The following is a 12,612-nucleotide window of genomic DNA, read 5'->3' as shown; positions in this document are numbered from 1 at the left end:
TGCCGGTCAGAACGATCCGTTCATGCCGGCCAGGCCGATCAGCGCGGCCAGTCCGCCGAAGAACAGGATCGCCGCCAGCACTGCCAGCAGGCTCAACCCGATCACGATGTAGCCCAGCACCAGTCCGGCGACGGCCATGCCGTCGCCCTCCAGGTTGCCCTGCGCGCGGCGGATTTCGCCCCGCGCCATGTGGCCGCAGACCACCGCGACCAGGCTGCCGAGGAACGGCAGCAGGGTCCAGCCAAGGATGCCGAAGACAAGGCTCACCACGGCGAGCGTGCTGGTCTGGCGGATGGGTGCATTCATTGGCGATCCTCAGAGGTCGAACTTGATGCCCTGCGCCAGCGGCAGTGAGTCGGAATAGTTGATGGTATTCGTTTGCCGGCGCATGTAGGCCTTCCAGGCGTCGGAACCGGACTCGCGACCGCCGCCGGTTTCCTTCTCGCCACCGAACGCACCGCCGATCTCGGCGCCGCTGGTGCCGATGTTGACGTTGGCGATGCCGCAATCGCTGCCGGCCGCGGACAGGAACGCTTCGGCGCGCTTGAGGTTGGTGGTGAAGATCGACGAGCTCAGGCCCTGCGGCACCGCGTTCTGCATCTCGATGGCTTCGTCGAGATCCTTGTACTTCATCACGTACAGGATCGGCGCGAAGGTCTCGTGCTGGACGATCTCGGCGTCGTTGGTCAGGCCGGTGACGATGGTGGGCAGGACGAAGTTGCCGGCGCGGTCGATCGCCGCGCCGCCGGTTTCCACTTTGCCGCCGGCGGCCTTGGCCTTGGCGACGGCGTCGAGGTAGGCGTCCACCGCGTCCTTGCTGTTGAGCGGGCCCATCAGGTTGGCCGGATCGGTGGGATCGCCGATCTTGCCTTCCACCTGCTTGTAGGCGGTGATGAGCTTGGCCAGCACGTCGTCGTACACGGCTTCGTGCACGATCAGGCGACGGGTGGTGGTGCAGCGCTGGCCGGCGGTGCCGACCGCACCGAACACGATGCCGGGGATCGCCAGCTTCAGGTCGGCGGTTTCATCGAGGATGATCGCGTTGTTGCCGCCCAGCTCCAGCAGGCTGCGGCCCATCCGGCGCGCGCAGCGCTCGCCGACCATGCGCCCGACCTTGGTGCTGCCGGTGAAGCTGATCAGCGGGATGCGCTTGTCGTCCACGAACGCCTGGGCCAGATCGCTGCCGGCGTCGTTGAACAGGAAGAAGATGTCGGGGAAGCCGCCCTTGCGCAGCGCCTCGTTGCAGATCTTCATGCTGGCGATGGCCGACAGCGGGGTCTTGGGCGAGGGCTTCCAGATGCAGATATCGCCGCACACCGCCGCGACGAAGCTGTTCCATGCCCACACCGCGACCGGGAAGTTGAACGCGCTGATGATTCCCACCAGGCCGATCGGGTGCCACTGCTCGTACATGCGGTGGCCGGGGCGTTCGCTGTGCATGGTCAGGCCGTACAGCTGGCGCGACAGGCCCACGGCGAACTCGCCGATGTCGATCATTTCCTGCACTTCGCCGTCGCCTTCCGGCTTCGACTTGCCCATCTCCAGCGCGACCAGCGAACCCAGTGCGTCCTTGTGGGCGCGCAGCGCGTCGGCGCACAGGCGGATCGCCTCGCCACGGCGCGGCGCCGGGGTGGTGCGCCACACCTTGTAGCTGGCCTGCGCGCGCTCGATGATCAGGTCGTAGTCGGCCTGCGAGGAGGCGTGCACGCGGCCCAGCACCTCGCCGTTGGACGGGTTGACCGGCTCGATCACGCCGGCATCGGTGGTCTTCGACCATTCGCCATTGCCGAGATAGGTGCCGGATTCGGTGGCGGCAAGGCCGAGCGCGGTGAGGACGGGATGGGACATGACGGACTCCGGGTGCGGGTTTTTCGAATGGGTAGGGCGAGGGATCAATGGAAAGACGAGCGCTGACGGGAAATCCCCACCCGCCGCACGTTCCGCTCCATGCATTCCTTTTCCCTGGTGACCCCGGCCCGATTCGAACGGGCGACCTTCCCCTTAGGAGGGGGACGCTCTATCCAGCTGAGCTACGGGGCCTTGACCGGCCATTATCCCATTCATGGCGGATTTCGCCAGTCCGTCGGCCTTGCCTGTTGATTCGCCCAGACCGGTTGCGCGAAATGCCCGGTCGACTCAGCCATTGCGCAAGCATTCCTTCAGCAACGCCACATCGTTGCCCAGCGCCTGCGCGCGGCTGGGCCGTTGCAACATCGCCGCCAGCGCCGGTGGCGGGACGATCACCTCGCCCAGCAGCGGTTCCACCACTTCCGGGAACTTGGCCGGATGGGCGGTGGCGACAGCGGCCCAGTCGCCCTGTTCGCCACGCGTGCGCAGGCGGCCCAGCACCTCGGCGGCGCAGGCGGTGTGGGGGCAGATGACGTGGCCGCGCTCGTCGCGAACACGGACGATGGCGGCGCGGATCTGCGCATCGCTCACCGCTTCGGCGCGCAGGGTGGCGCGCAATTCGGCAGCGTCGGGATACAGGTACTGCAGGCGTTCGAAATTGCTGGGCGCGCCCACGTCCATCGCGTTGGCCAGGGTGGCGATGCTGGGCTGCGGCGCGTAGTCGCCGCCGGCGAAGAAGTCCGGCAGCACGGTGTTGGCATTGCTGGCCAGCACCAGTTCGCCGATCGGCAGGCCCATCCGCTTCGCCAGCAGGCAGGCCAGCGCGTTGCCGAGGTTGCCGGTGGGCACCAGGAAGTTCAGCGTGCGACCGGTGGTGCGCCAGTGCCGCAGGGCGGTATGCGCGTAATAGGCCGCCTGCGGCAGCAGCCGGCCGAGGCTGATGCTGTTGGCCGAACCCAGCGGCACTTCGGCGCGGTAGGCGGCATCGGCAAGCAGGGTCTTGGCGAGGCGCTGGCAGTCGTCGAAGCTGCCGCCCACCCGTAGCGCGCAGATGTTGTCGCCGAAGCAGCCCAACTGGTGCGCCTGCCGCGGTGAAACGCGGCCATCGGGATACAGGATGGCAACGCGGAAGCCGGGCCGGCCGTCGAAGGCGGCGGCCACCGCTGCGCCGGTGTCGCCGGAGGTGGCCACGACAATGGTGAGCGGCTTGTCGCCGTGCGGCAGCGCCGCGAGGCAGCCTGCGAGGAAGGCCGCGCCGTAGTCCTTGAACGCGGCAGTGGGGCCGTGGAACAGCTCCAGCAGGAAGTCGCCGCGCTTGCCGAAATCCACCAGCGGCGGCTCGATGGCGAACGCGTCGCTGCAGATGCGGGGCAGGGCGGATTCCAGCGCGCCGCCGGCGAAGAAGGGGGCGAGGAAGCGGGTGGCGATGTCGGCCAGCGTGTCCGCCCCATCGAACTGGGCGAGCGAGAGCGATGGCCATGTTTCGGGCATGTACAGGCCGCCGTCCGGCGCGAGGCCGGCGGCGATGGCATCCGCGATCGAAACAAGCGGCGCGCGGCCGCGTGTGCTGTATGCGTTCATGCCAGCACCCGTGCGGCCGGTCCGGCGATGGCGGTGAGATGCAGATCGCTGTCGATGCCCGCGTTGGCAAACGCGGTCCGCATCGCCGCGCCCGCGCGCTGAGCGCTGGCCGCGTCCTCGCACCAGGCGAACACGCTGGGCCCCGCGCCGGAAATGCTGGCACCCATCGCGTCCGCGTCCAGCGCGGCCTGCTTCACCGCGGCAAAGCCCGCGATCAGCGGTGCGCGGCGCGGCTCCACCAGCACGTCCGCAAGGCCCGCGCGCACCAGCGACGCATCGCCGCGCTCGCAGCCCAGCAGCACCTGCGCCAGGTTCGCGCTCTGCGCCACGAACTCCTGCAGCGCATAGGCCCCGGCCAGTGCTTCGCGCGCGCGGCGGGTTTCCAGCACCGCGTGCGGATGCACCACCGCCGCGTACCAGCTGGCCGGCACTTCGACCTTGGTCAGTCGCTCCGCGGTGGCCAGCACCAGCCCGCCCAGCAGCATCGGCCCGACGTTGTCGCCATGGCGACCGCCGCTGGCCACGGCTTCGCCAGCCAGCGCGTGCGGATACAAATCCTGCGCCGACAGCGGCGCATCCAGCAGCGCGTTCGCAGCCACCAGCGCGGCCACGCAGGAGGCCGCCGAGCCGCCCAGCCCGGAGCCCAGCGGAATGCCCTTGTCGATCTCGATCTCGAAGCCGAACGGCAGCGCCAGCGACTCGCGCAGGGCGATCAGCGCCATCCCTGCGGTGTTGCGCGCGGCCTCCAGCGGCAGGTCGGTGACGGTGCCGCGGATGGCGCTGATCCGCACGGTCGGCGCCTCGATGCGGCGAACGGTGGCGACATCGCCGATGCCGGCGATGCTGTGGCCGAGCACGTCGAAGCCAACCCCGACGTTGCCGACCGAGCCAGGTGCGAACGCCCGCGCTTCGCGTCGCACGGCGCTCACAGCTTGGCTCCCAGCGCGGCGGCCAGCCGCAGCAGGTCGGAAAACACGCCCGCGGCGGTGACTTCCGGCCCGGCGCCGGGGCCTTGCACGACCAGCGGGTTGTCGCAGTAGCGGCGAGTGGTGAACGACACGCAGTTGTCCGTCAGGCGCAGGTGGGCGAAGGCATGGTCGGCGGGAAGCTCGCGCAGCGCAACGGACGCCTTGCAATCACGCTCCAACCGCGCGACATATCGAAGCACGCAGCCGCTGGCGCGGGCGGCCTCCAAGCGCGCCCGCATCGGCGCGTCCAGCGTTTCCAGCCCGGCCATGAAGGCGTCGCGGTCGGCGCCGCGCAGGGCTTCCGGCACCAGGCTTTCCACCTGCACGTTGGCCAGTGACAGCGGCATGCCGGATTCGCGCGCCAGGATCACCAGCTTGCGCGCCACGTCGGTGCCCGAGAGATCGTCGCGCGGGTCGGGTTCGGTGTAGCCCAGCGCATGCGCCTCGCGCACCAGCGTGGAGAAGGGCTTGCTGCCGTCGAACATGTTGAACAGCCACGCCAGGGTGCCGGAGAAGATGCCCTCGATGGCCAGCAGTTCGTCGCCGGTATCCAGCAGGTCGCGCAGGGTGGAGATCACCGGCAGCCCGGCGCCCACCGTGGCCTCGTAGCGGAAGCGCGCGCCGCTTTTTGCCTTCGCTGCGCGGATTGCTTCATAGCGTTCCATCGGCCCGGCGCCGGCCTGTTTGTTGGGGGTGATGACGTGGATGCCGGCTGCCAGCCATTCCGGATAGCGCTGCGCCACGCCGTCGCTGGCGCTGCAGTCGATGACCACGGCATGCGGCAGGTGCGCTTCCAGCAGATGTGCGGCTAGATTATCGAGGCCGTCCGCGGACGGCGCGGACTGCATGCGCGTGCGCCAGTCGGCATCTGCGCCGTGTTCGCACAGCCACAGCGAGTTCCGGCTGGCCAGCGCGCGCAGGCGCAGGTCGATGTTGTGGCGCTCGCGCAGCCGCGGCAGCGCCGCCTGCAGCTGGTCGAGCAGGGCGCTGCCGACCTTGCCGGGGCCGATTACCGCCAGCGCAATGGTCTGCGGCGACAGCCAGAACGCAGCGTGCACGGCGCGCAGCGCGCGCGCGGCATCATTGGAGTCGATCGCCACCGAGATGTTGCGCTCGGACGCGCCCTGCGCGATCGCGCGGATGTTGACCCGCGCGCGCGCCAGCGCGTCGAACATCCGCGCCGCCACGCCCGGCGTGCCGGCCATACCGTCGCCCACCGCGGCCAGCACGCTGATGCCGGCCAGCATCGTCACGCCCTGCACCTGTGCGCCGGCCAGTTCGCGGGCGAATGCTTCGCGCAGGGCGTCGCGGGCGGCCGCGGCTTCGCGCTGGTGGACCACGCAGCAGATCGAATGCTCGGAGCTGCCCTGCGAAATCATCACCACCGAGATGTGCGCGGCATGCAGCGCCGCGAACACGCGCTCGGCGGTGCCGGGCACGCCGATCAGGCCCGCGCCTTCCAGGCACACCAGCGCCAGGTCGCCGCCCAGGGTGAGTCCCTTCACCGGGCCGGCGGCACTGCGGTCGCCATCGGCGTCGATGCGGGTGCCGGGGAAATCGGGACGGAAGGTGTTGCGCATCAGGATCGGCAGGCGGCGCGCGATGGCCGGGGTCATCGTCTGCGGGTGGATGACTTTGGCGCCGAAGTAGGCCAGCTCGCAGGCCTCGCGATAGCTCATCGCGGTCAGCGGTACCGCTTCCGGCACGATCCGCGGATCGGCAGAAAGCACCCCATCGACATCGCTCCAGATATGCAGCTCGTCGGCCTCGAACAGGCTGGCGAAGATCGCCGCGGAGTAGTCGCTGCCGTTGCGGCCCAGCGTGGTGGGCAGGCCGTGTTCGTCGCGGGCGACATAGCCGGTCACGTTGACCCGCGCCTGCGGGTGGCGCGCGCGCCAGTCGGCCAGCAGCGCCGCGCTGGCCTCCCAGTCCACCACCGCGCCGAGGTCGGTATGGCGCACCACCAGTACCTCGCGCGCGTCCAGCAGGGCGTAGTCGCCGCCGCGTTCGAGCAGGTGCGCATGCAGCAGCGACGTCGACAGCACTTCGCCCATGCCGTGGATGCGCTCCAGCGCGGTGCGGCCCGGCTGGCGCAGCAGCGAGCTGGCGCGCAGCAGGTCGCTCAGTTCGCCGCAGAACACGTCGATCCGCGCCAGCATCGCATCCGGATGCGCCAGCAATGCACGCGCGGTGTCGCAGTGGCGCAGGCGCAGGGCATGGAGCGCGTCCTGCCATTCGGCGCCGGCAGTGGCCGCATCGCCCAGTGCGACCAGCGCATTGGTGGTGCCGTGCATCGCGGAGGTGATCGCGATCTGTCGCGAGGCGGTATCCGCCAGCAGCAGGTCGGCGACATGGCGGATGCGCCCGGCATCGGCCAGCGAACTGCCGCCGAACTTGTGCGCGCGGCAAACGGGTTTGGACGGATCGAGCGGCGACGAATCCATGGAGCCTCCGGTGGAAGCCCCGCGTCGCGTCGAGTCGGGATTCGCACCCCGCCATCTCTGCTGCGGGGGGCCGTGTGTCTGGGATGGGTTATCCAGGCATGACCGACCGCACCGGCGTGGTACCGGTGGTAATGGTCGTGGTGGTGGTCATGCGGCAGGACATGGGCCGACTCTGCTGCACTGCAACGAAAATTGTCAAGCGGCGGTTTCGGATGGAACCGATTGCTCCGCTTCCCCATTCCGCGCCGCCACCACCGCCGTGGCGGTCATGTCGCCGGTGACGTTGCCCACCGTCGCCAGCACGTCGGGGATGGCATCGACCGCCATCAGTACCGGCAGCGCGGCAATCGGCAGGCCCATGGCTTGGGTGATCGGCAGGTTGGTGGCAAGGAAGATCGCCTGGCCCGGCAGACCCACCGAGCCCATGCTGACCAGCACGCTCAACCCGACGCCGGTGGCCAGCTGCGCGGTGGTGAGTTCGACGCCCAGCGCCCAGGCGATGAAGCAGGCAGTGGCGATGTACTGGATCGGCGAGGTGATGCGGAACAGCGAGACCGCCATCGGCAGCACCAGCCCGGACACGCGGGCGGGGATGCCCAGCCGGTTCTGCGCGCTGTCCAGCATTGCCGGCAGCGTGGCCAGCGACGACTGCGTGCTGGCCGCGACCACCTGCACCGGCACCAGCCCGGCCATGAAGTGGCGGAAGCGGCGCTTGCCCACGATGACCGCCACCGCGATCAGCAGCACCACCGCCAGCACGTAAAGCGCGCATTCCAGCAGGATGTAGATGCCCAGCGCCTGCAGCATGCCGAGGCCGGCGCGCGCGGTCAGCGCCAGCACCAGCGCGAAGATGCCCACCGGCGCGGCCCACAGCACCCAGTGCACGATCACGATCATCGCGTCGCTGATCGCCTTCAGCAGGCCCACCACCTGCGCGCGCGGCTCGGGCGCAAGGCGGGTCAGGGCAAAGCCGAAGAACAACGCGAACGTCACCAGCGGCAGCATCGCCGAGGCGGCGGCGGCGGAGACGGCATTGCTTGGCACCAAGGCCACCAGCGCCTCGGCCCAGCCGCCGGCCCGGGGGACGATGTCCTGCGCATGGCCGCGCAGCGCGGCGGCGACGGCCGGATCGGGCTGCAGCATCGACAGCGCCAGCGGCGCCAGCACCGCGGTCATCGCCGCGGCGGCGGACAGCAGCACCACGAAGCTGATGATGGCCTGCCGCGCCACCCGCCCGGAATGAGCGGCGTCGCTGGCCTGATTGATGCCCACCACCACCAGCGCGAACACCAGCGGCACCACGGTCATCTGCAGGGCGTTGAGCCAGAGCTTGCCGAACGGCTCGACTACGGCGGCGATCCGCAGGCCGGTGTCCGGTGCCAGCCACGCCAGCAGGATGCCGAGGACGATGCCGGCGACGAGGCCGGTCAGCACGCGTGCGGTCTGGCTCACGGGCGGGCCTCCGGCGCGGTGATTTCCGGCAGTTTCCAGTCCTGTCTCAGCGCCGCGTACTGGGCGTTGGGCAGCAGCACGAACACCGGCTTGCGGCGCGCATCCAGCCAAGCCAGCAGCGCGTCCATGCTGGCCGGCGCCATCGCGGTGCAGCCGGCGGTGGCCTCCCCGGGCGCCTTCCACAGGTGGGCGAAGATGCAGCTGCCGCCCTGGCGCGCGGTGCCGCCCTGGTTGTGTTCGATCACGAACCCTTCGCGGTAGCGCTGGTCGCCATCGGCGTGGATATCGCGGCGCATCGGCTCGCTGGACTGGTCGAGGTACGGTGCCTTGACCGTGCTGCGGTCGATGATCTTGTTGTAGTAGTTCGACGCCGGCACGTCGATGCACCAGTCATTGGTTGTCATTGCCTGGTAGCGCAGCCCGGTGTTCGCGCTGTCGGCGTAGCCGAACGCGGTGCCGACGGCGAACACGCCGGCCGGCGCCTTGCCGTCGCCCTCGCGCTTGACCGGGCCGTCGCCGCGCTGCGGATTCAGGCCGAGGCCCCAGCCGCTGCCGTTGCGGCCCAGGGTCACCGGCACCGTTTCGCCGATCTGCTTCCAGCCGTCGCCCCCGCCGTTGCGCTCGAAGCGGCGCAGCTCGCCGCCGGGGGCGTCCCAGTCGGCGGAGGTCACCAACACCATCTGCTGCGCGTCCGCCCAGTTGCGCGCATCTGCAGAGGGGAGTGCGCTGCGATGGGCGCAGGCGGCAAGCGACAGGGCGAGCAGGGCGGTGGCGGTGCGGCGGATCGGCATCGTCATGGGGTCCGGGGAATTGTGGAATCGTAGCGGGCTTTTGCCGGAGGTTTCCGGCTGCGCGGGAATGCCGTCATCACCTGTGCAAGACGAGCCAGGGCCATCACGGATCCAGCAGCGGCTGGATGCGCTCCAGCGTTTCCTGCAGGCGGGTGCGGCGCGCGCCGTCGGCCTCGTACAGGCGGATGAACAGCCGGTCGAGCAGGTGCTGCATGGCCGAGTGGTAGAGCAGGGGTTCGATGTGCGTACGCTCGTCGTGCGCGGACACCAGCATCGCCAGATCGGCCTGCGCGCGCAGGGCGTTGGCGCTGTGGCGGGTGATGGTGACCACCTTGCCGCGCTGGCTGCGCATGTGCCGCGCCAGCTGACCCAGCACGGGCTGCTGGCCGTGCTCGGAGAACGCCAGCAACACGTCGTCCGGCCTGGCCGCGGACAGGCTGGCGGTCATGTGTGCGGCGTCGAAGTTGTGCACGGTGAGGATGCCCAGCTGCGCCAGCCGCAGTGCCAGCGTGCGCGCGTGCAGGTCGTCTTCGCCCTGGCCGATGATGAACACGGTGCCGGCGCGCCCGATCGCCTCGGCGACGGCGGTCAGCGTGCCGGGCGGGTTGATCAGGCGGGTGGCTTCTTCGGCCTCCGACTTGCGCAGCCACAGGCCGTAGCCCTGCGCGGCGGCTTGCGAGGCATCCTGCGGCTGCGGCTGCGCGCTGCCGTTGCTGTCGGCGCGGATCACCGCCTCGTTGATCGCCAGCTTCAGGTCCGGATAGCCCTTGAAGCCCAGCTTCTGGCAGAACTTGACCACGCTGGACTGGCTGATGCCCAGCGCGTTGGCCAGGTGCTGCGAGGAGTAGTCGCGCATCAGCTGGGCGTTCTCGACGATGAAGTCGGCGATGCGCCGCTCGATCGCCGACATGCGGTCGCGCTCGGAGCGGATCTTGACCAGCGCCGTGCCCACCGGGATCGCCTCAGGCGGCCAGGTCATGCGCGGGCGCGAGGCCTTCGATGTGGCGGATGCCAAGGCCGGGTGCGTCGGTCACGCTGATCTCCGATTCGTTGAATATCACGCCGCTCTGCACCGGGTCGAAGCGGCACAGCGATGGTCCGTCGAGGTCCACCTTGCTGATCACGTCCGATTTCGCCACCGCCAGATGCACGGCGGCGGCGACGCCAATACTGGATTCCAGCATGCAGCCGATCATGCAGTCGATCCCGTACAGGCTGCAAATATCTGCGATCTTGACCGCGTTGGAAATCCCGCCGGTCTTCATCAGCTTGATGTTGACGATGTCGGCGGCGCGCATGCGGATCAGCTCCACTACCTCGCGCGGGCCGAACACGCTTTCGTCGGCCATCACCGGCGTATGCACGCGTTCGGTGACGTAGCGCAGCCCGGCCAGGTCGTGCGCCTTGACCGGCTGTTCGACCAGCTCGAGCTTGACCCCGGCGTCTTCCAGCGTCTGCAGCGCATACACCGCCTGCTTGGCGGTCCAGCCCTGGTTGGCATCCAGCCGCAGCAGGGCACGGCCTTCCACCGCGGCATGGATCGCCTTGGTGCGCTCGATGTCCACGCCGATGTCCTTGCCTACCTTGATCTTCAGCGACTCGAAGCCGCGCTCCACCGCCGCCAGCGAGTCCGCCACCATCTTGTCGATGTAGTCCACGCTGATGGTGATGTCGGTGGTGATGGCCGGGTCGCCGCCGCCCAGCAGCTGGTAGATCGGCGCGCGGTACAGCTGGCCCCACAGGTCGTACAGGGCGATCTCCACCGCCGCTTTGGCGCTGGTGTTCTTCTCCATCGCGCCCTGCACCAGGTGGGTGAGGTGGTTGAGGTTGGCGATCTCGTGGCCTATCAGGCGCGGCGCGATGTAGTGGCGCACCGCCTCGACGATGGAGCCATGGGTGTCGCCGGTGATGACCGCGGTGGCGGGCGCGCTGCCGTAGCCGACGTGGCCATCGTCGGTATGCACCATCACCACCACGTCCTCTACCTGCTCGACGGTGCGCAGTGCGGTCTTGAACGGGGTTTTCAGCGGCACGCGCAGCATGCCGAAGCGGATGTCAGTGATCTTCATTGGGTGGCTGCCACCTTGACGATGTTGGTGATGCGGTCGACGTAGTCGTGGTCCTTGCCGAAGCGCAGCGGCAGCAGCGGGGTGACCGAAACCCCGTTGAGGCGCAGCGAATGCGGCTGGTCGTCCGCGCCGAGCACGGTGCCGCCGTTGGTGTCGTGGATCACGTAGGGCATGCCGTCGATGTCGCCGATGTACATCATCACGTGGCCGGGGATGTAGATCAGGTCACCGACCTGCAGTGCCCTGACCGCCGCCATGCGCTTGTCGCGACCGTCCTCCGGCGCGAAGCGGGTGCGCGCGAACACCGGGCTGACCGCCTGCGCACTGGTATTGCGCGGCAGCTGCACGCCCATGCTGCGGTAGACCTCGGAGACGAAGCCGCTGCAGTCGCGGGCGTTGTAGGCATGGCCCCAGCCATAGCGCTCGCCCAGGAACTTGAACGCCTGCCGGATCAGGTTGGCGCGGGTCAGCGGCAGGTAGTCGGCGCGGCTGTCCTCGATGCGCGGCAACAGCGCCGGCGCGAACGCCAGGCTGCCGTCGGCGTTGCGCACCGGCAGCTCCAGCGTCCACGCGCTGTACGGATGCTGGCCGTTGATCGGCTGGTCCGGCGCGGCCTGTGCCAGCGGCACGCGCGTGCCCATGTCCAGCTGCAGTTCCGACAGGCGCGGCTCCTCGCGGGTGAACACGGTGCGCGGCTTGGCGCCGGTGATCACCCGGTACGGTGCGCGCTGCGCGTAGCCCAGCACGGCCTCGCGGCTGCCCGCCGCGATGGCCGCGGCTTCCACCCAGGCGGCGTAGCGCGGACTGACCACGAACAGCCAGCGGCCGTCGGCGCTGGCGTGCGCGATCACCACCGCATCGCCCGGGAACAGCGCGCTTTCCTGGAAACGGTCGATGTCGGCGTCGTCGTCGCTGTTGAACACCCGCAGCGCGGAGGGAAACGCGCGCAGCGAGGCGCGATGGACGGCCATGCCGAAACGCGTCGGCTGGCTGGCGGGGACGGCGTCAAGCGCGCGGTTGGCGACGATGGCGTCGAGCGTCGCCTTCGCCACCGGCTGGCCGGCCTCGTCCCACAGGGCGCGGGTTGGCGGCGAGGCCAGGTCGGTGATCCAGCCGGTAACCTGCGCGCGCGCCAGCGTGGCCGGCAGCGCGGACAGGTCGTGCATCGAGGTGTCTTCGCGCAGCAGCCGCGCGTTGCGGGCGTCGATGGCGGGGTTCGCAAGCAGTAGTGCGTCCGGCGCCTTGGCGCGGGCGATCCAGAAATCCGGGGTGAGCTGGGCGTCCGCGACGCCGACGACGCCGTGCGCAGGCGCCGGCAGTGGGTTGGCCTGCGGCGTGCGCGCCATGCCGGTGCCGGGCAGGGCTGCCAATGCCAGCGCCAGTGCCAGCAGGCGTGCGGCCGGCATGCCGGCGCGCGGGGATCGCGTGGGTGTCATTCCGACTCCTTCAGGTGGAGCAC

10 protein-coding genes and 1 tRNA gene are annotated in these 12,612 nt (G+C 69.7%); all 11 read right to left on the bottom strand.

The window, feature by feature from the left end; translation table 11 throughout:
* Nucleotides 1–6: 6 nt before the first annotated feature.
* Nucleotides 7–306 carry a DUF4190 domain-containing protein gene (locus tag G582_RS0108180; RefSeq protein ID WP_028839419.1) on the bottom strand — a complete coding sequence of 100 codons (300 nt, stop codon included), beginning with the start codon at nucleotides 304–306 and terminating at the stop codon, nucleotides 7–9.
* A gap of 9 nt (nucleotides 307–315) precedes the next feature.
* The gene (amaB, locus tag G582_RS0108175) at nucleotides 316–1,848 is read right to left on the bottom strand and encodes an L-piperidine-6-carboxylate dehydrogenase (RefSeq protein ID WP_028839418.1); all 1,533 of its coding nucleotides are present in this window, start codon (nucleotides 1,846–1,848) and stop codon (nucleotides 316–318) included.
* Between the two features lie 115 nt (nucleotides 1,849–1,963).
* Nucleotides 1,964–2,040, bottom strand: a tRNA-Arg gene (locus G582_RS0108170).
* 96 nt (nucleotides 2,041–2,136) lie between these two features.
* Nucleotides 2,137–3,429, bottom strand: a complete 1,293-nt coding sequence (gene thrC, locus G582_RS0108165) for a threonine synthase (RefSeq protein WP_028839417.1) — start codon at nucleotides 3,427–3,429, stop codon at nucleotides 2,137–2,139.
* Nucleotides 3,426–4,349, bottom strand: a complete 924-nt coding sequence (locus G582_RS0108160) for a homoserine kinase (RefSeq protein ID WP_051247042.1) — start codon at nucleotides 4,347–4,349, stop codon at nucleotides 3,426–3,428. Before G582_RS0108160 ends, thrC begins: the two co-directional genes overlap by 4 nt.
* Before the next feature lie 5 nt (nucleotides 4,350–4,354).
* Entirely contained in the window at nucleotides 4,355–6,841 is a 2,487-nt protein-coding gene (gene thrA, locus G582_RS0108155; RefSeq protein WP_028839415.1) for a bifunctional aspartate kinase/homoserine dehydrogenase I, read from the bottom strand.
* 195 nt (nucleotides 6,842–7,036) lie between these two features.
* On the bottom strand, nucleotides 7,037–8,293 hold the full coding sequence (locus G582_RS0108150) for a dicarboxylate/amino acid:cation symporter (RefSeq protein ID WP_028839414.1): 1,257 nt from the start codon (nucleotides 8,291–8,293) through the stop codon (nucleotides 7,037–7,039).
* Nucleotides 8,290–9,090: a L,D-transpeptidase family protein gene (locus tag G582_RS0108145; RefSeq protein ID WP_028839413.1), complete on the bottom strand. Its 801-nt coding sequence runs from the start codon at nucleotides 9,088–9,090 to the stop codon at nucleotides 8,290–8,292. The genes G582_RS0108150 and G582_RS0108145 overlap by 4 nt, the downstream gene beginning before the upstream one ends.
* A 97-nt stretch (nucleotides 9,091–9,187) precedes the next feature.
* Complete coding sequence (locus G582_RS0108140) at nucleotides 9,188–10,063, bottom strand: MurR/RpiR family transcriptional regulator (RefSeq protein ID WP_038053433.1); 876 nt, start codon at nucleotides 10,061–10,063, stop codon at nucleotides 9,188–9,190.
* Nucleotides 10,047–11,153 (bottom strand): dipeptide epimerase, encoded by a 1,107-nt coding sequence (locus G582_RS0108135; RefSeq protein WP_028839411.1) that lies wholly within the window; start codon nucleotides 11,151–11,153, stop codon nucleotides 10,047–10,049. Before G582_RS0108135 ends, G582_RS0108140 begins: the two co-directional genes overlap by 17 nt.
* Nucleotides 11,150–12,589 carry an SH3 domain-containing protein gene (locus tag G582_RS0108130; RefSeq protein WP_248642731.1) on the bottom strand — a complete coding sequence of 480 codons (1,440 nt, stop codon included), beginning with the start codon at nucleotides 12,587–12,589 and terminating at the stop codon, nucleotides 11,150–11,152. Before G582_RS0108130 ends, G582_RS0108135 begins: the two co-directional genes overlap by 4 nt.
* Between the last annotated feature and the right edge of the window lie 23 nt (nucleotides 12,590–12,612).

This window comes from Thermomonas fusca DSM 15424 (assembly GCF_000423885.1).
GTDB lineage: Bacteria > Pseudomonadota > Gammaproteobacteria > Xanthomonadales > Xanthomonadaceae > Thermomonas > Thermomonas fusca.
Note: the sequence above shows the minus strand (reverse complement) of the source record. Positions and strands in the feature narration are given on the sequence as shown.